Source organism: Azospirillum sp. TSO35-2 (assembly GCF_003116095.1).
Classification (GTDB): Bacteria; Pseudomonadota; Alphaproteobacteria; order Azospirillales; family Azospirillaceae; genus Azospirillum.
In genome coordinates, this window is record NZ_LGRA01000008.1 from 708114 (window position 1) to 731263 (window position 23150).

Annotated in this window: 24 protein-coding genes; 16 read left to right on the forward strand and 8 right to left on the reverse strand. The window is 69.1% G+C overall.

The features are described 5' to 3' along the window. The first annotated feature begins 22 nt into the window (after positions 1 to 22). From TSO352_RS04665 to TSO352_RS04700, 8 genes are all read left to right on the forward strand, one after another. Positions 23 to 385 carry an IacB protein gene (locus TSO352_RS04665; RefSeq protein WP_109106165.1) on the forward strand — a complete coding sequence of 121 codons (363 nt, stop codon included), beginning with the start codon at positions 23 to 25 and terminating at the stop codon, positions 383 to 385. 34 nt (positions 386 to 419) lie between these two features. Continuing rightward, complete coding sequence (locus TSO352_RS04670; protein ID WP_109106166.1) at positions 420 to 944, forward strand: nuclear transport factor 2 family protein; 525 nt, start codon at positions 420 to 422, stop codon at positions 942 to 944. A gap of 150 nt (positions 945 to 1094) precedes the next feature. Further along, positions 1095 to 2303: an aromatic ring-hydroxylating dioxygenase subunit alpha gene (locus TSO352_RS04675; RefSeq protein ID WP_348770562.1), complete on the forward strand. Its 1209-nt coding sequence runs from the start codon at positions 1095 to 1097 to the stop codon at positions 2301 to 2303. Between the two features lie 21 nt (positions 2304 to 2324). Then, entirely contained in the window at positions 2325 to 2810 is a 486-nt protein-coding gene (locus tag TSO352_RS04680) for an aromatic-ring-hydroxylating dioxygenase subunit beta (RefSeq protein WP_109106168.1), read from the forward strand. Positions 2811 to 2822: 12 nt separating this feature from the next. Continuing rightward, a complete protein-coding gene (locus TSO352_RS04685) occupies positions 2823 to 3563 on the forward strand; it encodes an SDR family NAD(P)-dependent oxidoreductase (protein ID WP_109106169.1) in 741 nt (246 codons plus the stop codon). 47 nt (positions 3564 to 3610) lie between these two features. Continuing rightward, a complete protein-coding gene (locus TSO352_RS04690; RefSeq protein ID WP_109106170.1) occupies positions 3611 to 4570 on the forward strand; it encodes a PDR/VanB family oxidoreductase in 960 nt (319 codons plus the stop codon). Between the two features lie 18 nt (positions 4571 to 4588). Next, complete coding sequence (locus tag TSO352_RS04695) at positions 4589 to 5101, forward strand: flavin reductase (RefSeq protein ID WP_109106171.1); 513 nt, start codon at positions 4589 to 4591, stop codon at positions 5099 to 5101. A 30-nt stretch (positions 5102 to 5131) separates the two neighbouring features. Further along, positions 5132 to 5710: a hemerythrin domain-containing protein gene (locus TSO352_RS04700; protein WP_109106172.1), complete on the forward strand. Its 579-nt coding sequence runs from the start codon at positions 5132 to 5134 to the stop codon at positions 5708 to 5710. 286 nt (positions 5711 to 5996) lie between these two features. Here the strand turns inward: TSO352_RS04700 and TSO352_RS04705 are convergent, their stop codons facing one another. The 5 genes from TSO352_RS04705 to TSO352_RS04725 all read right to left on the reverse strand — a co-directional run bounded on the left by TSO352_RS04705 (position 5997) and on the right by TSO352_RS04725 (position 11029). Further along, the gene (locus tag TSO352_RS04705) at positions 5997 to 6701 is read right to left on the reverse strand and encodes an aspartate/glutamate racemase family protein (protein ID WP_109106173.1); all 705 of its coding nucleotides are present in this window, start codon (positions 6699 to 6701) and stop codon (positions 5997 to 5999) included. Positions 6702 to 6714: 13 nt separating this feature from the next. After that, on the reverse strand, positions 6715 to 7548 hold the full coding sequence (locus TSO352_RS04710) for an ABC transporter permease (protein ID WP_109106174.1): 834 nt from the start codon (positions 7546 to 7548) through the stop codon (positions 6715 to 6717). Between the two features lie 3 nt (positions 7549 to 7551). Then, entirely contained in the window at positions 7552 to 8469 is a 918-nt protein-coding gene (locus tag TSO352_RS04715; RefSeq protein WP_199231483.1) for an ABC transporter permease, read from the reverse strand. A gap of 191 nt (positions 8470 to 8660) precedes the next feature. Continuing rightward, positions 8661 to 9965, reverse strand: a complete 1305-nt coding sequence (locus TSO352_RS04720) for a PotD/PotF family extracellular solute-binding protein (RefSeq protein WP_109106175.1) — start codon at positions 9963 to 9965, stop codon at positions 8661 to 8663. Positions 9966 to 10024: 59 nt separating this feature from the next. Further along, a complete protein-coding gene (locus tag TSO352_RS04725) occupies positions 10025 to 11029 on the reverse strand; it encodes an ABC transporter ATP-binding protein (RefSeq protein WP_109106176.1) in 1005 nt (334 codons plus the stop codon). A 290-nt stretch (positions 11030 to 11319) separates the two neighbouring features. Between TSO352_RS04725 and TSO352_RS04730 the strand changes: the two genes are divergently transcribed. The 7 genes from TSO352_RS04730 (at position 11320) to TSO352_RS04760 (ending at position 17896) form a co-directional block, all read left to right on the forward strand. Next, a complete protein-coding gene (locus TSO352_RS04730) occupies positions 11320 to 12054 on the forward strand; it encodes a GntR family transcriptional regulator (RefSeq protein ID WP_109106177.1) in 735 nt (244 codons plus the stop codon). Between the two features lie 151 nt (positions 12055 to 12205). Further along, positions 12206 to 13264: a LacI family DNA-binding transcriptional regulator gene (locus TSO352_RS04735; RefSeq protein WP_247871901.1), complete on the forward strand. Its 1059-nt coding sequence runs from the start codon at positions 12206 to 12208 to the stop codon at positions 13262 to 13264. Further along, positions 13261 to 14277, forward strand: a complete 1017-nt coding sequence (locus TSO352_RS04740) for an extracellular solute-binding protein (RefSeq protein ID WP_109106179.1) — start codon at positions 13261 to 13263, stop codon at positions 14275 to 14277. The genes TSO352_RS04735 and TSO352_RS04740 overlap by 4 nt, the downstream gene beginning before the upstream one ends. An 83-nt stretch (positions 14278 to 14360) precedes the next feature. Continuing rightward, positions 14361 to 15164 carry an ABC transporter permease gene (locus tag TSO352_RS04745; RefSeq protein WP_247871902.1) on the forward strand — a complete coding sequence of 268 codons (804 nt, stop codon included), beginning with the start codon at positions 14361 to 14363 and terminating at the stop codon, positions 15162 to 15164. A gap of 5 nt (positions 15165 to 15169) precedes the next feature. Then, the gene (locus TSO352_RS04750; RefSeq protein WP_109106181.1) at positions 15170 to 15973 is read left to right on the forward strand and encodes an ABC transporter permease; all 804 of its coding nucleotides are present in this window, start codon (positions 15170 to 15172) and stop codon (positions 15971 to 15973) included. Next, positions 15954 to 17036, forward strand: coding sequence for an ABC transporter ATP-binding protein (locus tag TSO352_RS04755; protein WP_348770544.1), 1083 nt, complete (start codon positions 15954 to 15956; stop codon positions 17034 to 17036). The genes TSO352_RS04750 and TSO352_RS04755 overlap by 20 nt, the downstream gene beginning before the upstream one ends. Before the next feature lie 41 nt (positions 17037 to 17077). Next, on the forward strand, positions 17078 to 17896 hold the full coding sequence (locus TSO352_RS04760) for a phosphodiesterase (protein WP_109106182.1): 819 nt from the start codon (positions 17078 to 17080) through the stop codon (positions 17894 to 17896). An 18-nt stretch (positions 17897 to 17914) separates the two neighbouring features. Here TSO352_RS04760 and TSO352_RS04765 read toward each other — a convergent pair whose 3' ends face one another. Then, complete coding sequence (locus TSO352_RS04765; RefSeq protein WP_109106183.1) at positions 17915 to 19696, reverse strand: acyl-CoA dehydrogenase; 1782 nt, start codon at positions 19694 to 19696, stop codon at positions 17915 to 17917. Then, positions 19693 to 21291 (reverse strand): fatty acyl-CoA synthetase, encoded by a 1599-nt coding sequence (locus TSO352_RS04770; RefSeq protein WP_109106184.1) that lies wholly within the window; start codon positions 21289 to 21291, stop codon positions 19693 to 19695. Before TSO352_RS04770 ends, TSO352_RS04765 begins: the two co-directional genes overlap by 4 nt. Before the next feature lie 166 nt (positions 21292 to 21457). Here TSO352_RS04770 and TSO352_RS04775 point away from each other — a divergent pair, with 166 nt between their 5' ends. Next, entirely contained in the window at positions 21458 to 22099 is a 642-nt protein-coding gene (locus tag TSO352_RS04775) for a TetR/AcrR family transcriptional regulator (RefSeq protein ID WP_247871903.1), read from the forward strand. A gap of 248 nt (positions 22100 to 22347) precedes the next feature. Here the strand turns inward: TSO352_RS04775 and TSO352_RS32880 are convergent. Further along, on the reverse strand, positions 22348 to 23150 hold an 803-nt coding region (locus tag TSO352_RS32880; RefSeq protein WP_199231484.1), incomplete at its 5' end, for a hypothetical protein.

The following is a 23150-nucleotide window of genomic DNA, read 5'->3' on the forward strand; positions in this document are numbered from 1 at the left end:
CCCTCTCACCGGAGTGTCCACGATGACCGACAAGAAGCCCCTGCGCACCCTGTTCTGCATCGGCGTCAACCAGAACTTCTTCGACGCCACCGCCGAGGAGGCCAAGCAGGTCTGGGCCGCCTTTTCCAGCATGATGAACGGCATCGGCGCCCTGCCCGGCGTGCGGGTGCTGGGCAACATGGACGACGACCAGATCATGGTCGGCCCGTCGACCAACTGGCCCTGGACGACCTACGTGCTGGCCGACGTGCCCGACATCGAGACGGTGACCGCCGCCTGCAACCTGTTCCGCGCCACCCCGGTCGGCGACGGCACCTACAAGCTGTGGAAATACTGCCGTGTCGAGGCCCGTGTCGGCCGCGAGCTGGTGATCCCGCAGCAATAACCCCCGACACAACCGCCGCCGACGGACGCCGACCATGACCGACACCCCTGCCGACATCGCCGACCTGAGGGCCCGCCTGTCCCGCCTGGAGGCGGAGGCGGCGATCCGCGCCTGCATGAACCGCTACATGGCGCTGTGCGACGCGCTGAGCCCGGCGACGCCGCTCGACGAGCTGGCCGGCCTGTTCACCGAGGACGCCGTCTGGGAGGGCATCGGCGACAAATACCGCCGGACCTTCGGACGCATCGTCGGCCGTCCGGCGCTGCGGGCGATGTTCGCCCGATACATGGTCGAGCCGTCGCACTTCGCGCTGAACGTCCATTTCCTGACCTCGGAGCTGATCCAGCCCGCCTCGCCGGTCTTCGCGACGGGGTGTTGGATCATGCTGCAGACCTCCACCTTCGCGGCCGGGGCGTCGCATCTGAACGCCGCCCGGCTGACGGTCGATTTCCGCGCCGCGGACGGGGCGTGGCGGATGAGCCATTTCCGCACCGAGAACCTGTTCAGCCGCCCCGTCGATGCCTGGAACCGCCCCGATCCGGTTCCGGTGCCCGAATAGGCGTCCCCCGGCCGCCCCCCGAACGACAGAAAGACCAGCCCCATGACCACCGCTTCGCAAGCCCCCGGCGCCCGCGACCTGTCCGATCTGGTGCGGGCCGACCGGGTCCACACCTCGCTCTACACCGACCCCGCCATCTTCGATGAGGAGATGGACCGCATCTTCAACAACTGCTGGGTCTGGGTCGCCCATGCCAGCGAGGTGAAGGAGCCGGGCGACTTCAAATCCACCTATGTCGGCCGCCAGCCGGTGGTGGTGGTGCGCGACCGCAAGCAGAAGATCCACGTCCTGCTGAACCGCTGCCGCCACCGCGCCGCCACCGTGTGCGAGGAGAAGAAGGGCCGGACCAACAGCTTCGTCTGCCCCTATCACGGCTGGAGCTACGGCCTCGACGGCTCGCTGCGCGGCGTGCCGCACCCCGAGAGCTACGGCCAGTGCCTCGACAAGGGCGAATTCCCGCTGAAGAGCCTGCGCGTCGAGGAATATGCCGGGATGGTCTTCGCCACCTTCAAGCAGGACCAGGAGCCGCTGGCCGATTGGCTCGGCCCGGCGAAGAAATGGATGGACCTGTTCATGAAGCAGGGCGGCGGCTTCCCGATCAAGGTCGCCGGCGAGCATCGCTTCCGCTTTCCCGGCAACTGGAAGATCCAGTTGGAGAACACGACCGACGGCTATCACTTCCCGGTCATCCACAAGTCGTTCCTGTCGACGGTCGACAAGCAGACCGAACAGATGCTGGACTTCGTCAACGGCCCCGGCTTCGTCGAGGATCTCGGCAACGGCCACAGCGTCATGGTGATGATCCCCGACCTGATCGATCTGGAGGCCAACCTCGACGCCCCCATCCCCGCCCGCTTCGAGGAGCTGGCCGAGGAGCTGCGCGCCGACTACCCCGAGGATCAGGTGCGCCGCATCGTGCGCGCGGTCGGCGGTTCGGGCTTCAACCTGAACCTGTTCCCCAACATCGCCTGCTCGATGGCTTTCTTCCGCGTGCTGCGCCCGGTGTCGGTCGACGAGACCGAGATCCACCACGCCGTCATCACCATGGACGGCGGCCCCGCCGCCGGCAACCGCGCCCGCCTGCGCCTGCACGAACATTTCCAGGGCCCGCTCGGCTTCGGCACCCCCGATGACTCGGAAGCCTGGGAGCGGGTGCAGAAGGGCGCCCACGCCGGCACCGACCTGTGGATCCTGCTGAACCGCGGCCTGCCCGGCGAGCGCGTCACCCCCGACGGCCGGGTCAGCGACGTCAGCGCCGAAACCGGCATGCGCGCCGCCTACCAGCAATGGAAAAAGCTGATGTGCGCGACCACCGCCGTGCCGTCCAGCGCCGCCGTGCCGTCCGTCACCACCGCCTGACCTCCGGAGACACCCCCGATCATGAACACCCAACTGCTTGCCGAGGTCAGCGCCTTCCTGTGGCGGGAGGCCGACCTGCTGGACCATTGCGACTACGACAACTGGCTCGCCCAGTGGCGCGAGGACGGTCTGTACATCGTGCCGATCGACCCCGACGCCACCGACTTCGCCGACCGGCTCAACTACGCCCACGACGACCACGCGATGCGGGTCAAGCGGGTCGCCCGACTGGTCGGCGGCGATTCCGTCTCCACCCAGCCGGTGTCGCGCACCGTCCGCAGCCTGTCGCGCTTCCACATCCTGGCCGACGACGGGCAGACCGTCACCGTGCGCGCCGCGCAGTTCCTGCGCGAGTTCCGCAAGGAAACCCTGCGCGACTACACCGCCGACGTCACCTACACGCTGGCGCGCGACGGCAGCGGCGAAGGCGGCTTCAAGCTGATCGCCAAGATCGTCCGGCTGATCAACTCGACCGACGCGCTGCACTGCATCGGCTACATTCTGTAAGGAGCCCTTCCGATGAAGCAGGTCGCTCTCGTCACCGGCGCCGCACAGGGGTTGGGCGCCGTCATCGCCCAACGCCTGCACGCGGCGGGCTACCGCGTGGCCGTCACCGACATCACCGAGGCGTCGGCGGCCGAGACCGCCGGGCAGCTCGACCCGACCGGCGGGACGGTGATGGCGCTGGCGCTCGACGTCACCCGCAAGGCGGATTTCCAAGCCGCGCTGGACGCCGTCACAACCCGCTGGGGCGGCCTGCACGTCGTGGTCAACAACGCGGCGATGACGCCGATGACCCCGGTCATGCAGATCACCCCGGAGGAGTTCGACACCGTCCTCCAGGTCAACCTGCGCGGCACCTTCCTCGGCTGCCAGGTGTTCGGCGCCCATCTGGCGGCGGCGGGCTATGGCCGGATCATCAATGTGGCGTCGCTCGCCGGGCAGAATGGCGGCACGGCGTCGGGCGCGCACTACGCCTCCTCCAAGGCCGGGATCCTGACGCTGACCAAGATCTTCGCCCGCGAGCTGGCGGCGGCGGGCGTCACCGTCAACGCGGTCGCCCCCGGTCCGATGGATCTGCCGTCGGTGCGCGCCGCGGTGCCGCCGGACCGGCTGAACACCCTGATCGGCATGATCCCGGTGAAGACGCTGGGCAACCCCGGCTTCGTCGCCGACGTCGTCGTGCAGATGGCCTCGCCCGACGCCGGCTTCGCCACCGGCGCCGCCTGGGACATCAACGGCGGCATCTTCATGCGCTGACCCGACCAGGGACGGCGGGACCAACCGAGGCAGAAGGCAGCGTGGGCATGTCCGAGGAAAGCTTGACACTGATGGTCGTCCGGCGGCGCGAGCAGGGCAACGGCGTCGCCGTGCTCGACCTCGCGCGGCGGGACGGCGGCGACCTGCCGGCGTTCGAGGCCGGCGCCCACATCGACCTGCATCTGGGCGCCGATCTGGTGCGGCAATATTCGCTGTGCGGCGACCCGGCCGACCGCCGGGTCTACCGGCTCGGCATCCTGCGCGATCCCAACTCGCGCGGCGGCTCCGTCGCCGTTCACGACCGGCTGCGGGAGGGGACGGAGGTCATCGCCGGCGCGCCGCGCAACCTGTTCCCGCTGGCCGGGGACGCCGCCCACTCCATCCTGATCGGCGGCGGCATCGGCATCACCCCGATGATCGCCATGGCCCACGCCCTGCACCACCAGGGCCGCAGCTTCGCCCTGCATTACTGCGTGCGCAGCCGCGACGCCTGCGCCTTCCTCGACGAGCTGGCCGAGGCGCCGTTCCGCGACCGCGTGGCGCTCCACACCGACGACGGCCCGGCCGGCCAGCGGCTCGACCTCGACGCGCTGTTCGGCAGCGCCGTCGCCGGAACCCACGTCTATGTCTGCGGCCCGACCGGCTTCATGGAGTGGGTGATCGCCGGGGCGGAGCGGCTCGGCGTCCCCGCCGGGCGGATCCACCGCGAGTATTTCCAGGCGATCACCGACACCGGTGGCACCGCCTTCGAGGTGGTCGCCAAGCGCAGCGGCAAGACCGTCCAGGTCGCCGCCGGCCAGACCATCGTCGAGGCGCTGGCCGGCGTCGGCATCAAGGTGAAGATGTCCTGCGAACAGGGCGTCTGCGGCACCTGCCTGTGCAATGTGCTGGACGGCACCCCCGACCACCGCGACGTCTATCTGACCGACGAGGAGAAGGCCGACAACGACCAGATCCTGCTGTGCTGCTCGCGCGCGAAGAGCGCGACGCTCGTCCTCGACCTCTGAGCCCGGAAGGATCCCCCCATGGTTGACGTCTCTGGCTTCCGCAACGGCATGGCGATGCTGACCGGCGCGGTGAATGTGGTGACCACCGACGGCCCCGGCGGGTTGGCCGGCTTCACCGCCACGGCGGTGTGCAGCGTGACCGACCAGCCGCCGACCCTGCTGGTCTGCCTGAACCAGTCGTCGCGCGTCCATGACGCCTTCGCCGCCAACCGGGTGCTGTGCGTCAACCCGCTGAGCGCCGGGCAACAGGTCCTGTCGGAGGTGTTCTCCGACCGCAACCTGACCGCGGAGGAGCGCTTCGCGCGGGCCGACTGGTCGCCGCTGCGCACCGGCAGCCCGGCGCTGGCCGGATCGCTGGTGAATTTCGACTGCCGCATCAGCGACATCCACAGCGTCGGCACCCACAGCGTCCTCTATTGCGAGGTGGTGGAGGTGCGGATCAACGGCACCGCGGAGGGCGCGGCCGCCGGGCTGGTCTATTTCAACCGCGCCTACCACCAACTGAGCGAACACTCCCGCGCCCTGCGCTGACCCCCTGCCCCCACACCGGATCCCGATGCCATGGACGCCATCCGCATCATCAAGGACGAGCATTTCGCCATCGCCGCGGTGCTCCACGCCCTGCGTTTCCAGATCCGCGCGGTCAAGGACGGGGCGCCGCCCGACTTCGTGCTGCTGCACGCCATCCTCGACTACATCGTCTCCTACCCGGACCGCTGGCACCACCCGAAGGAGGACAAGTTCCTGTTCGCCGCCGTGCGCCGCCGCTCGGCCGAGGCCGACGCCCTGATCGGCAAGCTGGAACGCGAGCACGCGCTGGGCTACCCGATGATCGAGACGCTGAAGCGCCAGCTGGTCTGCTACGAGGCCGGCGACCCCGGCGCCCGCGAGGCGTTCTTCGCCACCGCCGAAAGCTACGCCACCTTCGAATACGCCCATCTCCAGACCGAGGAGGAACAGCTGCTGCCCCTGGCCGAACGGCTGCTGACCGCCGAGGACTGGGCCGCCATCGACGCCGCCTTCCAGGAGAACGACAACCCGCTGTTCGGCATCAAGCCCAAGGACGAGGCGGAGCGGCTGTACCAGCGCATCCTCGCCCTCGCCCCGGCCCCCATCGGCTACGCCCCGGCCGGCCGCTGACCGGGGAGGCGCCCCGGAGATGCTGGAGCCGGGGTCGGTGGAACCCATGGAACAGAGTGAAACAGTTTTGGCGCGATGTTCCATTGTTGCATCCGCGCGACCCGGCGCGGCGGCACCATGACGGCGGGGCGGTGGCGAGCGGGGCAGGATCGGCGGGCGGCGACCGTGGGCATGGCGACGTCCTGGCAGGCGTTCAGCGACGGCTATAAGCAATTATTCCTATAGTCGGCTGGCCTGTCCACCTGAAATCCCTCAGCCGGCACGGCATCGGCGGTCGCCCGCGCCGTCAGCGCGCCTTCGGCAGCGGGGCGGCGTAGCCGCCGGTCTTGCCGGTGCGCAGGCCGAGCGCCGCCAGCGATTCCACCAGCTTCACCGCGGCGGTGACGCCGTCGACCACCGGGACGCCCATCTCGGCGGTCAGCGACCGCGCGAGGTCGGCCATGCCGGCGCAGCCCAAGACGATGCTTTCGGCGCCATCCTCCTCGATCGCGCGGCGGATGCCGGCCCGCACGCGGTCGACGGCGCCGGAGGCCGGATCCTCCAGCGCCAGCACCGGCACCCCGGCGGCGTGGATCCGGCAGCGGCCGGCCATGCCGTAGCGCTGCGCCAGCCGCTCCAGCGCCGGGACCGAGCGGGCGAGCGTCGTCACCACGGCGAAGCGGCCGCCGAGCAGGCTGGCGGTCTGCATCGCCGCCTCGCAGATGCCGATCACCGGGGCGGTGGCGACGCTGCGCGCGGCGTCCAGCCCGACATCGTCGAAGCAGGCGATCACCGTGCCGGCGATGGTGCCGTCGCGCTCGTGCCGTTCGATCTCGGCCAGCAGGCCGGGGACGGCCAGCGCCTCGTCATAATAGCCCTCGATGCTGGCCGGGCCGGACGGCGGGTTGACGGCGACGATCTCGCTGCCGGGAGCGGCGACGGTGCGCGCGGCGGCGCCGATCCGTGCCGTCATCGACGCGGTGGTGTTGGGGTTGACGACCAGGATGCGCATGGTTTGGACTTCCTCAGCCCGCCGCGGCGGCGCGGCGCAGGCGGTGACGACGCAACGCGATCAGGCCGAGCAGGAACAGCCCGATCACCGTGAAGGAAAACACCGTCGTCAGCGACCCCAGCGCGTAGAGCACCGGCGTCGTGACGTTGGTGGTCATGCCGTAGATCTCCAGCGGCAGCGTGTTGAAGGAGCCGGCGGTCATCAGCGTCCGCGCAAACTCGTCGTAGGACAGGGTGAAGCCGAACAGGCCGACGCCGATCAGGCTGGGCAGCAGGATCGGCAGCACGACATGCCGCACCGTCTGCCACGGGCTGGCGCCGAGGTCGCGCGCCGCCTCCTCGTAGGCCGGGTTGAAGCGGTTGAAGATGGCGAAGACGATCAGCAGGCCGAAGGGCAGCGTCCAGGTCAGATGGGCGCCGAGCGCCGAGCCGTACCAGGTCGGCTCCAGCCCGAGGATGTTGAACAGCAAGCCGATGCCCAGGCTGACCAGGATCGACGGCACGATCAAACTCGCAACGGCGAGATAGAACAGCGCGCCGCTGCCGGTGAAGCGGCGGCGGAAGGCGAAGCCGGCCAGCACCGAGAACAGCACCGTCAGCACCATCACCATCAGCCCGAGCGCGATCGAGCGGCGGAAGGAGCCGCCGAAGTCGCCCACCGCCTGCTGTTCGAACAGGTTGTGGAACCAGTGCAGCGAGACGCCGTTCATCGGGAAGGTCAGCCCACCCTCCGGCCCCTGGAAGGACAGCACCAGGATGGTGGCGGTCGGGCCGTAGAGGAACAGCACGAACAGCGCGAAGAAGGCGGCCAGCAGGTAGAAGGACAGGCCGCGGCGGGTGGTGTTCATGGCCTACAGCTCCTTGCGGATGTCGACGACGCGCAGCATCGCCACCACCATGATCAGGACGACGGCCAGCAGCACCACGGCGTTGGCGGCGGCGGCCGGGTATTGCAGCAGCGAGATCTCGTTGGCGATCATCAGGCCGATCGAGGCGCTCTGCCCGCCGCTCATCAGCCGCACGGTGATGAAGTCGCCCATCACCAGCGTGACGACGAAGATGGAGCCGATGGCGATGCCCGGCTTGGACAGCGGCAGGATGACGTTCGTGATGATCTGCGCCGCGCTGGCGCCGCCGTCGCGCGCCGCCTCGACCAGCGCCCGGTCGATGCGCATCATCGAATTGAAGATCGGCACCACCATGAACAGCGCGTAGAGGTGGACGAAGGCCAGCACCACCGCAAAGTCGGAGAACAGCAGGAACTCCAGCGGCTGGTCGATGATTCCGGCCGAGATCAGCCCGGAGTTCAGCAGGCCGTTGCGCCCGAGGAACGGAATCCACGAGATCATGCGGATGATGTTGGAGGTCCAGAACGGGATGGTGCAGACCAGGAACAGCACCATCTGCCAGGTGGTCGACCGCACGTGGAAGGCCAGGAAATAGGCCACGGTGAAGCCGATCCCCAGCGTGATCGCCCAGGTCAGCGCCGCGAACTTCAGCGTGTTCAGGTAGGTCTTCCAGGTGACCGGCGAGGTCAGCAGCTCGACATAGTTGGTCAGCACGAAGTCCGGGTAGAGGCGCACGCTGTCGTAATCCCAGAAGCTGACCGCGACGATGGTCAGGATCGGGACCAGCAGGAACAGCAGCAGCGCGACGGTCAGCGGCGCCGCCTGGAGATAGGGGGCGACCAGCGGCAGCAGGCGGACACGCCTCGCCCGGCCGGCGGCGGCCGTGGCGGACGGTCGGGGCGTTTCGGCGGTCAGGGTCATCGGCGTGGTCCTGCTTGTTAAGAAAGAGGCGATCATTGCCCTCTCCCGCCCCGGGAGAGGGAGGGGACCCACGAAGTGGGGAGGGTGAGGGGTGATCCGAGCATGGATTTCTGATCCTTGCCTCACCCCTCACCCTTCCCATGCTTCGCATGGGCCCCTTCCCTCTCCCGGGACGGGAGAGGGAGCTTCGATTAAGCCGCGATGAACTCGTTCCACTTGCGGACCATGTAGCGGTCCTCGTCCATCACCGCGTTCCAGCAGGCGACGCGGCCCATCCGCTCTTCGAAGGAGCCGCCGTCGCGCACCGCGCCGGCCTTTTCCATCACCTTGCCTTCGGGGCTGAGGATGTCGGTCTTGGCCGGCTTGCCTTCCATCCAGAACGCCCATTCGTCCGGCGTCATGTGCTGCTTGGCGGTGTCGAGCACCGCCGAGTAATAGCCCTGGCGGTTCAGATAGGCGCCGACCCAGCCCGACAGGTACCAGTTGATGTATTCATAGGCGGCGTCCAGCTCCAGCCCGCTCAGATGCTTGGCGATGCCGAGGCCGCCGCCCCAGGCGCGGTAGCCTTCCTTCAGCGGCTGGTAGACGCACGGGATGCCCTTGGCCCGCACGGCGGCGACGGCCGGCGACCACATCGACTGGATGATGACCTCGCCCGACGACATCAGGTTGACGCTCTCGTCGAAGGTCTTCCAGAAGGCGCGGAACTGGCCGGACTTCTTGGCGTCGGTCATGATCTTGAGGGTCTTGTCGATCTCCTCCTTGGTCATGTTGCCCTTGTCGCCGTACTTGACCTCGCCCATCGCCTCGCAGACCATGGCGGCGTCCATGATGCCGATCGACGGGATGTTCAGCAGCGACGCCTTGCCCTTGAAGGCGGGGTCGAGCAGGTCCTTCCAGCTGGAGATCGGCCGGCCGACCAGATCGGGGCGGATGCCCAGCGTGTCGGCGTTGTAGATGGTCGGGATCAGCGTCATCCACTGGGTCGGCGCCTTGGCGAACTTGAGGCTGTCCTTGCCCTCGACGAAGCCCACGGTGTGGGGGGCGGTGCCCTGGGCGATGGCGCTGTCCGGCGTCAGCTTGCCGTTGACGAAGATCGGGACGATCTTGTCGAAGTTCTTGATCTTGCTCACGTCCATCGGCTGCATGACGCCGGCCGGGAAGATCTTCTTGCCGATCCAGTATTCGATGTCGGCGATGTCGTAGGACTTGGGCTGGGTCACCGCGCGCTGGGTCACCGCGTCGGAATCGAGCGCGGTCATCTGCAGCGTGAAGCCCAGATCCTCCTTCACCTTGTCGGCGACGGCGTTCAGGTTCGACACGCCGGTGCCGAACTGGCGCAGCGTGACGTTCTTGATGTTCTGCGCCCAGATGGTCGGGAAGCCGGTGATCGCACCGGAGCCGACGGCGGCGCCGGCCACGGCGGCGGTGCCCTTCAGCAGGGTGCGGCGGCTGACGCCATGGGACGGGTTCGAGCCGGAACGGGTGTCGGTCATCGGTGAGCCTCCAGTCTGTTCGTCGGGTTGTTTTTTGAAGCGCGTTTTTGGGAAAGGGGTCAGGACGCCAGCGGATGGATGTCCCGCTGGCTCCAGCCGGCGCGCACGCGGTCGCCGACGGCGACGGGCGCGTCGAAATAGCGGGCCTCGTCGAGCACGACGGCGAACTCGTCGGCGCCGGCGACGTCGAGGCTGAGATGGACGGAGGCGCCGTGATACTCCAGCGCCCGCACCGTGCCCTCCACCTGGATCTCGGTGGGAAGCTCGGCATCGCCCAGCAGGATGCGGTCGGTGCGCACGGCACAATCGCCGTTGCCGCCGATCACGCTGCCGTCGATGACGTTGTGGCCGCCGATGAAGCGGGCGACGAAGGCGGTGCGCGGCCGGTTGAACAGCTCGCGCGGCGGACCGGCCTGCTCGATGCGGCCCTGGTTCATCACCACGGCGAGGTCGGCCAGCGCCATCGCCTCGGTCTGGCTGTGGGTGACGTGGATGAAGGTGATGCCGATGTCGCGGTGCAGCCGCTTCAGCTCCTCCCGCATCCGCACCCGCAGGAACGGGTCGAGCGCCGACAGCGGTTCGTCCAGCAGCAGCACGCCCGGCTGGGTGATCAGCGCGCGGGCCAGCGCCACCCGCTGCTGCTGCCCGCCCGACAGTTGCGCCGGCAGCCGGGCGGCGTATTTGCCCATGTCGACCAGCTCCAGCATCGCCTGGGCCCGGCGCCGCCGCTCGTCCTTGGCGACGCCCTTCATCTTCAGGCTGAAGGCGACGTTGTCGGTGCAGTCCAGGTGGGGGAACAGGGCGTAGCTCTGGAACATCATGGCGGTGCCGCGCTTGGCCGGTGGATCGTCGTTCACCACGCTGTCGCCGATCAGCAGGTCGCCGTCGGTGATGTCCTCATGCCCGGCGATCATCCGCAGGGTGGAGGTCTTGCCGCAGCCGCTCGGCCCGAGCAGGCAGCAGTAGGAGCCGGCGGCGATGCGCAGGTCGATGCCGTCCACCGCCACGGTCGTGCCGTAGGCCTTGCGCAGCTTCACCAGCTCGACGGTCGATCCCGCAGTCATCGCCCTCTCCCACATTGTGCACAATCTGGCTGGTCCGTTGTGACCGGTTTGCCAGTCTGCACACCGCGTGCCAGCGGAATCGCGGCGGTTTTGGGTCGGTCTGCCGTACACGAATGCGGCAGTTGACCGGCAAATCGGCGGATTGCCGCCTTCTTGTGCAACAGGGCAAGCGGATGCGACCGGGGCCCCCGGCGCCGATTGCGGTTCCCAGGCTGGCGTGGTTTGTGCACAATCTTCGGTATCGATTGACCAACCCGCCCCCGATCCTTCAACCCCCGACACCGCCCCCGATGACCATCGCCGCACCCGCCAAGCCCGCCCGCCGCGCCCCCCGCAGCCGCAGCAGCGCCGAAACCCGCATCGTCCGCAGCATCGGCGAGGCGATCGCCGACCGCCGCCTGCCGCCGGGCACCAAGCTGACCGAGGAAAGCCTCGCCGAGATCTTCGGCGTCAGCCGCGAGCGGGTGCGCAAGGTCCTGCTGCTGCTGGCGCAGCGGCGGGTGGTGACGCTGATCCCCAACCGCGGCGCCTTCGTCGCCAAGCCGACGGCGCGCGAGGCGCGCGAGGTGTTCGAGGCCCGACGGGTGATCGAGCGGTCGATCATGGAGCGGCTGGAGGGAATGCCGCGCCCGCTGCCGGCCGAGATGCTGGCGCGGCTGCGCGACCATGAGACGCTGGAGGACGCGGCGGAGCAGGCCGCCGACCGCAAGGCGATGATCCGGCTGTCCGGCCAGTTCCACCTGCTGCTGGCCGAGTTCGCCGGCAACGCCACGCTGGCCGGCATCCTCGCCGACCTGATCGACCGCTCCGGCCTCGCCATCGCCGCCTTCGAACGCCAGTCGTCGCACACCTGTTCGGCCGAGGATCACCGCCGCCTGATCGCCGCGCTGGCCGGCAACGCGCCGGGCGAGGCGGCGGCGCTGATGATCGCCCATCTCGACGCGGTCGAACGGCAACTCGATCTCGACACCAAGCCGGAGACGCGGATCGACCTGAAGGCGATCTTCGCCGACGAACCGGCCTGACGCCCCGATGACGCCGATGGAAACGTTTCCATTCTTCATGAAACCGTTTTCCTGACGTCACGCGATTGCAACGCACCGCCGCCACTCTGCGTCCGCCGGAAGCGCCGGCGCAGCGGAGACGGTCGGGGGCATGGTGCGGACAGCGACGAAAGTGACGACGATCCGCGACGTGGCGGCCGAGGCCGGCGTGTCGATCGCCACGGTGTCGCGGGTCCTGAACGGCAGCGGCCGCGCCACGCCGGAGACGACCGAGAAGGTCCGCGCCGCGGCGACCGCCCTGGCCTTCCGCCCCAGCACCATCAGCCGCAGCCTGAAGGCGGCGCGCACCCGCACCGTCGGCGTGCTGATCCCGTCGCTGTCCAACCCGGTCTTCGCCGAGAGCGTCGCCGGCGTCCAGGACGCGGCGGCCGAGGCCGGCTACAGCGTCCTCATCACCTCCACCGAATACGACCCCGGACGCGAGGCGCGGGCGATCGAGAGCCTGCTGGCCAACCGGGTGGAAGGGCTGGTGCTGACCGTCGCCGACGCCGACCGCAGCGGGGCGCTCGACACGCTGGACGAGGTCCGCCTGCCCTATGTCCTGGCCTACAACCAGCCGGAACGGGCGACGCGCGCGCATGTGTCGGTCGACAACGTCGCGGCGGCGCGGGCGGTGGTCGAGCGGATGGCGGCGCTGGGCCATCGCCGCATCGGCATGGTCGCCGGCCAGTTCCGCCATTCCGACCGCTCGCGCCGGCGCCACGCCGGCTGGCTGGCGGCGCTGGCCGACGCCGGCCTCGCCCCCGGCCCGGTGGTGGAGGTCGATTTCAACGATCTGCGGCTGGCCCACCGACTCGCCCCCCATCTCGACGGGGCGGAGCGGCCGACCGCGCTGTTCGCCTCCAACGACCTGCTGGCGCTCGCCACCATCCGGGCGGTGCGCGACCTCGGCCTGTCGGTGCCGCGGGACATGTCGGTCTGCGGCTTCGACGGGATCGAGGTCGGCACGCTGATGTCGCCCAGCCTCGCCACGCTGGTGCAGCCGGCCCGCGCCATGGGCCGCACCGCCTTCAACCGCCTGCGCGCCGCCATCGCCCGCGAGCCGCAGGGACACGCCGTCATGCTGCCCTTCACCCTGCGCCCGGGCGAATCGCTCGGACCCGCGCCGCCCGACATCCACCCAGCCAACCCCGCAAACGTGCCTCTCGACCGGAGACATCCGTCATCATGATCAAGCCGTTCCTGCTCGGCGCCGCCGCGCTCGCCACCCTGTTCGCCTCCGCCATCGCGCCCGCCGCGGCGGCGGAGCCGACCGCCATCTGCTACAACTGCCCGCCGGAATGGGCCGACTGGGCGTCGCAGCTGGCGGCGATCAAGGCCGACCTCGGCATCGCCGTGCCGTTCGACAACAAGAACTCCGGCCAGTCGCTCGCCGCGATGATCGCGGAGAAGGACAAGCCGGTGGCCGACGTCGTCTATCTCGGCGGGCCGGTCGGCATCCAGGCCAAGGCGGCGGGCGTCGTCACCCCCTACAAGCCGGCGGCCTGGGCCGAGATCCCCGACGGCATGAAGGACGCCGACGGCAACTGGTTCGCGATCCACAGCGGCACGCTGGGCTTCTTCGTCAACACCGAGGCGCTGGGCGGCAAGCCGGTGCCGCAGAGCTGGGCCGACCTGCTGAAGCCCGACTATGCCGGCATGGTCGGCTATCTCGACCCGACCAGCGCCGCCGTCGGCTATGTCGGCGCGGTGGCGGTCAACCAGGCGCTGGGCGGCGATTACGGCAGCTTCGACAAGGCGATGGGCTGGTTCAAGGACCTCCAGAAGAACCAGCCCATCGTGCCGAAGCAGACCTCCTACGCCCGCGTGCTGTCGGGCGAGATCCCGGTGCTGATCGATTACGACTTCAACGCCTACCGCGCCAAATACACCGACAAGGCGCCGGTCGCCTTCGTCATCCCCCGGGAAGGCACCGTGTCGGTCCCCTACGTGATGGCGCTGGCCAAGAACGGCCCGAACCCGGAGAACGGCCGCAAGGTGCTGGACTATGTCCTGTCCGACAAGGGCCAGACGCTGTGGGCCAACGCCTTCATGCGCCCGGTGCGGGCCGAGGCGATGACGCCGGAGACCGCGGCCAAGTTCCTGCCGGCCGCCGACTACGCCCGCGCCAAGCCGGTCGACCTCGCCCGCATGGCCGAGGCGCAGAAGGGCTTCATGGACCGCTATCAGGCGGAGGTGAAGTGAGCGCCTGCGTCCAGCACGGCCCCGGCGACCTCCCACGGTCCGCGGCATCGCCGCGGGCCGGCCGGCGCCGGATGGGGGAGCCCTTGCGTCTGGCCGCCCTGCTGGCGCCGGCCGCCATCCTGTTCGCCGCCTTCTTCCTGCTGCCGCTGGTCCGCCTGATCGCCATCGGCGCCGGCGGGCCGCAGGGCTGGGCCGCCTACCTCACCACGCTGGCCGATCCCGGCCATCTCGACAGCCTCGCCTCGACGCTGGCGCTGTCGGCGGGGGTGACGGCGGTGACGCTGGCGGTGTCGACCGTCGCCGGGCTGTTCCTGGTGCGCCACCGCTTCCCCGGCCACGCCCTGCTGGTGGCGCTGCTGACCTTCCCGCTGGCCTTTCCCGGCGTGGTGATCGGCTTCATGGTCATCATGCTGGCGGGACGCCAGGGGTTGATCGGCACCGTCACCCAGGCGCTGACCGGCGGCAAGCTGGTCTTCGCCTATTCGATGGCCGGGCTGTTCCTGGGCTACGTCTATTTCTCGATCCCCCGCGTCATCCTGACGGTGATGGCGGCGGCGGAGAAGCTCGACCCGCGGCTGGAGGAGGCGGCACGCTCGCTCGGCGCCTCGCCCTGGCGGGTGGTGGCCGACGTGATCCTGCCGGCGCTGAAACCGGCGCTGATCTCGGCCGGCGCGCTGTGCTTCGCCACGTCGATGGGGGCCTTCGGCACCGCCTTCACCCTCGCCACCCGGATCAACGTGCTGCCGATGACGATCTACACCGAATTCACGCTCCAGGCGAACATCGCCGCGGCGGCGGCGCTCAGCGTCCTGCTCGGCCTCATCACCTGGGCGGCGCTGGCGGTGGCGCGCAGCGTCGCCGGCACCTCCGTCGCGGCGGCGGGGTGACGGCGATGACGAGTCTCACGCACCGCCGCGGCTGGGGCTTCTGGCTGCAACTGGGCTTCACCCTGCTGGTCTGCGCCCTGCTGACCGTGCCGATGGCGATGTCGATGCTGGCCGGGCTGACCGCCAACTATTTCGTCGGGCTGAAGAGCGGCCTGACCCTGCACTGGGTGGAGGAGGTGTGGCGGGTCTACGCCGGCACCATCCTGCTGTCGCTGCAGATCGCCGTCGCCTGCCTCGCCGTCACGCTGGTCGTGGGCGTGCCGGCGGCCTACGCGCTGGCGCGGCGCCCCGGCCGGCTTGCCCGTCTGGTCGAGGAGCTGCTGATGATGCCGGTGGCGATCCCCGGCCTCGCCACCGCGCTGGCGCTGATCGTGACCTACGGCGCCGTCGGCGACCTGCGCAGCAGTTGGCTGTTCATCCTGGTCGGCCATGTCCTGTTCACCCTGCCCTTCATGGTCCGTGCCGTGCTGGCGGTGATGCTGTCGGTCGACCTGACGACGCTGGAGGAGGGGGCGGCCAGCCTCGGCGCCGGCTTCATCCGCCGCTTCCGCACCATCGTGCTGCCCAACGCCCGCTCCGGCATCCTCGCCGGGTCGCTGATGGTGCTGACCCTGTCGGTCGGCGAGTTCAACCTGACCTGGCTGCTGCACACGCCGCTGACCAAGACGCTGCCGGTCGGGCTGGCCGACAGCTACGCCTCGCTGCGGATCGAGATCGGCAGCGCCTACACCCTCGTCTTCTTCCTGATGATCGTGCCCAGCCTGATCCTGTTGCAGGGACTGGCGCGGCATGGCCGTCCGTCCGCTTGAGAGCGCCCGCATGACCGACCGCTTCCACCTCGACGCCGTGCCGATCCGCCTGGACGGCTGCGGCAAGACCTTCCCCGGCGGCGCCCGCGCGCTGGAGCCGCTGGACCTGACGATCCGCGGCGGCGAGACCATCGTCTTCCTGGGGCCGTCCGGCTGCGGCAAGACCACCACCCTGCGCATCATCGCCGGGCTGGAGAGCCCCGACCCCGGCGGCCGCGTGCTGTTCGGCGACGAGGACGTGACCGACCTGCCGATCGAGCGGCGCAACGTCGGCATGGTGTTCCAGAGCTACGCCCTGTTCCCCAACATGACGGTGGCGGAGAATGTCGCCTACGGCCTGAAGGTCCGCCGCGTCGGCCGGGCCGAGCGGGGCCGGCGGGTCGAGGAGATGCTGGACCTGATGCATCTCGGCGAGTTCGCCGGGCGGCGGATCGACCAGTTGTCCGGCGGGCAGCGGCAGCGGGTGGCGCTGGCCCGCGCCCTGGTGGTGCGGCCGCGCGTGCTGCTGCTGGACGAGCCGCTGACCGCGCTCGACGCCAAGCTGCGCGACAGCCTGCGGCTGGAGATCGACCGGCTGCTGCGCGAGCTGGGCATCACCGCGGTCTACGTCACCCACGACCAGGGCGAGGCGATGGCGCTGGGCGACCGCATCGTCGTGATGGCCAAGGGCCGCGTCGCCCAGGTCGGAACCCCGCGCGAGATCTATTACCAGCCGGCCGACGGCTTCGTCGCCGACTTCATCGGCACGATGAACCGGGTCGGCGGCACGGTGCGGGACGGCGTGCTGCGCATCGGCCGCGGCAGCCTGCCCTGGTCCGGGCCGGACGGGCCGGTCGAGCTGCTGACCCGGCCGGAGGACATCGCGCTGGCGTCGGGCGAGGCCGACGCCCATCTCGACGGCCGCATCGCCGCCGCGGTGTTCCTGGGCGACCGCACCCGTCTGGTGGTGGAACCGGCGGACGGCCCGCCGCTGACGGTCGACACCGCGGGGCGCAGCGACCTCGGCCGCGGCGACCGGGTGTCGCTGCGCGTCGATCCGGCGCGGCTGCTGGCGGTTCCCTGAATTTCGCCGTCGCCGACACGGCCCCCACCCCAAGGCTCCCCATGATCATCGTCCAGATCACCGACACCCACATCAAGCCGCCCGGCCGCCTCGCCTACCAGCGGGTCGACACCGCCCCCTTCCTGGAGCGCGCCGTCGCCGCCATCGCCGCGCTGGTGCCGCGGCCGGACGTGGTGCTGGCGACCGGCGACCTCGTCGATGCCGGGCATGCGGAGGAGTATGAGCGGCTGCTCGACCTGCTGCGCCCGCTGGACCTGCCGCTCTTCGCCGTTCCCGGCAACCACGACGAACGCGCCGGGCTTTCGAACGCCTTCCCCGCCCTGGCGGCGCGGGTCGGCAGCAGCCGCTTCTTCCAGTACACGGTGGAGGACTGGCCGGTCCGCCTGATCGCCATGGACAGCGTGCTGCCCGGCTCCGGCGCCGGGGAGCTGTGCGCGGAGCGGTTGGCCTGGCTCGACGCCCGTCTGTCGGAACAGCCCGAGCGCCCGACCATCGTCTTCCAGCACCACCCGCCCTTCGCCACCGGCATCGGCCACATGGACCGGCTGGGCCTGACCGGTGCCGCCGATCAGGCCGCGGTGATCCGCCGCCATCCGCAGGTGGAGCGCGTGCTGTGCGGCCATCTGCACCGGCCGATCCAGGTCCGCTGGGCCGGGACCATCGCGTCGACCGCGCCGTCGACCGCGCATCAGGTGGCGCTCGACCTGCGCGACGAGGCGCCGTCGGCCTTCGTGATGGAGCCGCCGGGCTACCAGATCCACGCCTGGCGCGCCGACACCGGCGTGGTCAGCCACACCGCGATGATCGGCGACTATGACGGCCCCTACCCCTTCTTCAAGGACGGCCGGCTGATCGACTGACCCGGTCCTGGGCCCTGCTCAGCCGCCGGTGGCGGACAGGTCGTCGGACAGGGTGTCGTCGAACAGGCCGGCGTGGCCGCTGCGGATGCGGGCGTCCAGGGCGATGGTCTCCGGCAGCAGCCGTGTCGCGAAGACGCGGGCGAGGCCGATGCGCGCGTCCAGGAAGGCCGGGTCGTAGCCGTCCGGCCGCTTGGCCGCCGCGGTCGCCATCAACGCCCACATCCAACCATAGGCCACCAGCGCCAGCAGCCGCAGCGCGTCGGTTGCCGCCGCCGCCGGGGCGAGCGGGCTGTCCGCCGCCGCCAGCCACACCACCACGCCGCGCAGACGCGCCGCCGCCTCCCGCAGCGGCGCGGCGAGGTCGTGGGTCGCCGGCTCGGCCTCCAGCCCGGCCACGGCGTCGTCGAGCGCGGCGAACAGGCGGGCGATCGGCCGGCCGCCGTGCAGGGCCAGCTTGCGCTGCACGAGGTCGAGCGCCTGGACGCCGTTGGTCCCCTCGTAGATCTGCGTCGCGCGGACGTCGCGGACCAGCTGCTCCACCCCGTTGTCGCGGATGTAGCCGTGACCGCCCATGACCTGCTGCGCCAGCACCGCCGCCTCGAAGCCGAAATCGGTGCCGGCCGCCTTGACCACCGGGGTCAGCAGGGCGGCCCAGTCCTCCGCCTCCGTCGCCACCGCGGGGTCGGCGGAGGACTGGGCACGGTCGAGCCACAGGGCGGTCCAGGCGGCGAGCGCCCGGCCGGCGTCGGTCAGGGCGCGGGCGGTCAGCACCATCCGCCGCACGTCCGGGTGATGCAGGATGGGGTCGGCCGGCCGATCCGGGCGATGCGGCCCATCCGGGGCGCGGCCCTGTTCGCGGTCCTGGGCGTAGGCCAGGGCGGATTGCGCCGCGCGCTCCCCCACGCCGATGCCCTGGATGCCGACGAACAGCCGTTCGTGGTTCATCATGGTGAACATGGCGGGCAGGCCGCGGTGCGGCGGCCCCACCATCCAGCCGACCGCCCCGTCGTAGGACACCACGCAGGTGGGCGAGGCGTGCAGGCCCATCTTGCGTTCCAGCGACAGCACCGACCAGCCGTTGCGGTTGCCGTCGGCCAGCCGCTTCGGCACCAGGAACAGACTGACGCCGCGCGTCCCGGCCGGCGCGTCGGGCAGCCGCGCCAGCACCAGATGGACGAGGTTGTCCGTCAGGTCGTGGTCGGCGGACGAGATGAACATCTTCTGCCCGATGATCCGATAGGCCCCCTCCCCCGCCGGCTCCGCGCGGGTGCGCAGCAGGCCGAGGTCGGTGCCGGCCTGCGGCTCGGTCAGGGCCATGGCGCCGGTCCAGTCGCCGGCGATCATCGGCGGCAGGCAGAGATCCTTCAGCGCGGCGTCGGCGTGGGCGGCGATGGCGCGGATGGCGCCCTGGGTCAGTCCCGGCGTGATGCTGAAGGCGAGGTTGGCGGCGCACACCATCTCCGTCACCAGCGTGTCCAGCACCGCCGGCATGCCCTGCCCGCCATAGGCCGGGTCGCCGCTCAGCCCGTTCCAGCCGCCGTCGCGCCACCGCCGCCACGCCGCGCGGAAGCCGTCCGGCATGCGGACGCCGTCGGCCGCCAGCCGCGCCCCCTGTTCGTCGCCCGACCGGTCGAGCGGCAGCAGCACGTCGACCGCCAGACGCCCGGCCTCGGTCAGCACGGCGTCGAACAGGTCGGCGCCCGCATCCTCCCACCCGGCGGCAGCCAGCGCGTCGGGGGCCTTCAGCACCTCGTGGACCAGGAAGCGGAGGGCCTGGAGCGGCGGTTGGTAGCGGCTCATGACGCGGTGTCGGCGTAGGTGCGGCGCAGCTCGCGCTTCAGGAGCTTGCCGGCGGTGTTGCGCGGCAGCTGGTCGACGAAGAACACCCGTTTCGGCAGCTTGAAGGACGCCAGATGATGGCGGCAATGGGCGATCAGGCCATCGGCGTCGGCGCTCTGCCCGCTGCGCAGGACGACGAAGGCGGTCACCGCCTCGATCCATTTCGGGTCGGGCAGCGCCACCACCGCGACCTCGGCGACGGCCGGGTGGGTGTAGAGCGCCTCCTCCACCTCGCGGCTGGCGACCACCACGCCGCCGGTGTTGATGACGTCCTTGATGCGGTCGACGACGTAGAGGTAGCCGGCCTCGTCGAGATAGCCGACGTCACCGGAATGGAACCAGCCACCCTCGAACGCCTCCGCGGTTTCGCGCTCCTTGCCCCAATAGCCGACCATCAGCTGGGGGGAGCGGTGGACGATCTCGCCATGCTGGCCCGGCGGCTGGTCGTTCATGTCGGCGTCGACCACGCGGGTCTCGACGTTCAGGATCGGCCGGCCGGCCGAGGCGGGGCGCTCCTCGTGCTCCTCCGGCGCCAGCACGGTGGCGAGCGGGCCGATCTCGCTCTGGCCGTAGCAGTTGAAGGGCTTGGCGTTGGGCAGGCGCTGCCGCAGTTCCTGCAGCACCGGCACCGGCATGATCGACGCGCCGTAATAGAGCTTTTCCAGCGAGCCCAGGTCGTGGGCGTCGAAATCGGGGTGGCGCAGCAGCCCGACCCACACCGTCGGCGGCGCGAAGAAGGAGGTGATGCGGTGCGCCGCGATCAGCTCCAGGCACAGCGTGGGCGCCGGCGCCTGGATCAGCAGCGTGGTGGCGCCGACCATCAGCTGCGGCATCAGGAAGACGTGCATCTGGGCGGAGTGGTAGAGCGGCAGCGCCGCCAGCGCCCGGTCGTTGCCGTCCAGCCGGCAGTCGTGGATGGCGCTCTCATACTCGGCCAGCAGGCTGCCGTGCGTCATCATCGCGCCCTTGGGTGCCGCCGTGGTGCCGGAGGTGTAGAGCAGTTGCACCACCGTGTCGGCGCCGACCAGCACGTCGATGTCGGCCGGCGCCCCGGCGTCCAGCGCCACGGCCAGGATGTCCAGCGGCCCCTCGCCCGCCGCCCCGTCGCCCGCCGCCCCCTCGCCCACTGCCAGCGTCCCGGTCCAGTCGACCCGCGCCGCCTCGCCGGCATCGGCCAGCACGCCGGCCAGTTCGGGGTCGTGCAGCACCATCCGGGCGCCCGACTGGGTCAGGATGTAGGCCAGCTCCTCCCCGGTCAGGGCGTAGTTGATCGGCACATGGATCAAGCCGCCGACCGCGCAGCCCAGCCACGCCACGACATAGGCGTCGGAGTTGCGCCCGAAGGCGGCGACCCGGTCGCCCGGTCGCAGGCCGAGGTCGTGGAACCGGCGGGCGACGCGGCGGGCGGCGGCGTGCAGCGCGGTGAAGCTCCACGCCCGGTCCCCGTAGCGCAGGGCGATGCGGTCGCCGTGGCGCCGCGCCGCCCGCGCCAGCGCCCCGCCGATGCTGGTGCCGCGCGCCGCGGCGATGGCGTTGTGTGCAACGTCCATAGGCATGCGTGTCCTCCCGGTGTTGGGCGCGGGGCGCTGACGGTCCCCCGGCCTCTTTGTTTACTCGTTGGACTCTATGTTACTTGAAAGTATGGACGGAAACAAGTTTGCTGGACGGACTGACGATCCATCGCCCTGGACATGGGCGCTGCCGCGTGGGAAAGCGATGGGAATGACCGAAGGGAGCCAGCGCCGCATGTCGGACTCGCCGTGGAAGACCACCACAGACCGCCGGGCCGAACGGGAGGAAAAGCGCATCGCCGTGCTGCGCACCGCGGCGCAGGCGTTCAACGAGCTTGGCTATCACGCCACCTCGCTGGACGACATCGCGCGGCGGCTGAACGTGACCAAGCCGACGATCTACTATTACGTGAAGAACAAGGAGGAAATCCTGTTCGAGTGCGTGCGGATCGGGCTGGAGCTGCTCGACAACGCCTCGTCCGAGGTGATCGGCCATGGCGGCAGCGCCTATGACGAGCTGGTGGCGGTGATGACCACCTATGTCGGCATCGTCACCATGGATTTCGGCATGTGCGTGATCCGCGTCGGCGAGGAACCGCTGACGGAGGAGAGCCGCCGCACCCTGCGCGGCCTGAAACGCCGCATCGACCTGAAATTCCGCAGCCTGATCGAGCGCGGCATCGCAGAGGGCACCATCGCCCCCTGCGATCCCAAGATCGCCGCCTTCACACTGTCCGGCGCGCTGAGCTGGGTCGCCCGCTGGTACCGCCCCGACGGCGGACTGGACCCGACGGAGATCGCCGGCCAGTCCATCGCCCTGCTGCTGAACGGCCTGCGCCCACGCCTGGATTAGAGGTTCTTGAGCGCATAACAAACCGGCGCAGAGTGGTTGAGAGGGGCATGGCCGCACCTCTTGTCTCCAATGCCCTATGGGCATTGATTGAGCCTTTGCTCCCGCCGGTCAACTGCTCACCAGGCTAGGGTCGGGTGGTGAGCAGTTACATCTTCACCGCCTTCCATCTCATCGCCGCCAGTCTCATCTTCTGGCGATTCGTCCAGAGATGATTCTGTTAGGCACTCTAATTGATCGTGGTCATAACCTCATGGATTTGCATTTCTGATCATTGCCACAACTTCGCTAATCCTGTTCCTCAGATCGAGCTTGGTCAGATCAGCAGGAAGTCTGCACACCTCCTTAGCAATCGCTACCTTATCCACCTCTTTGTAGATATTGACAGCGGGGACCCCGCCCCCTTTACCGCCCGCCTTCTTTTCCGCTGGAGTTCTTTCGAAATGCAAAATATGTTCATAATCACCCACAGCACATGCCTTAACGTACATACTATTGTATTGCTGCTGGATAATCTTGTGAACAACACTGTGATCGACGTAATTCTCGATTTCTCTTCCTTTGGTCACCCAAGCAACACCTCCAGATCGAGACATCTCTTCAGCGATGCGCTTCTTTGTATCATTGATCTTATCTGATTTGTTTTTCTTATCGCTATCGATGACTATGGAAATATTTTGGTTGAGTGAACGAAGTGCAATGAATTCATCAACTTCTTCAGAATCTGCGCTTAGATGGCTGAGCAACCTCCCGCCATAAAACATTATTGAATAATGCAGCCCCTCAATTAGATCGCTTGCTACTGAATTAATCCAGTGGCGGATATATATTCTATCAGATGGCCCCTCAACCCAAATCACAGCATTAGATTGCATTATGTCAGATGCTTTGTAACCAAGATCTGCGCATAGAGATAGCCTATCTCTTCTTAATACTGCCTTAGTAATAGTGGTTGATGATCCATCATTTTTTACATGAAAAATCGTAGCTATATGACAGACACAGGTGCTGGCGCAGCAATGCTTTAGAAACAATGGCTTAGCGCTAAAACGCC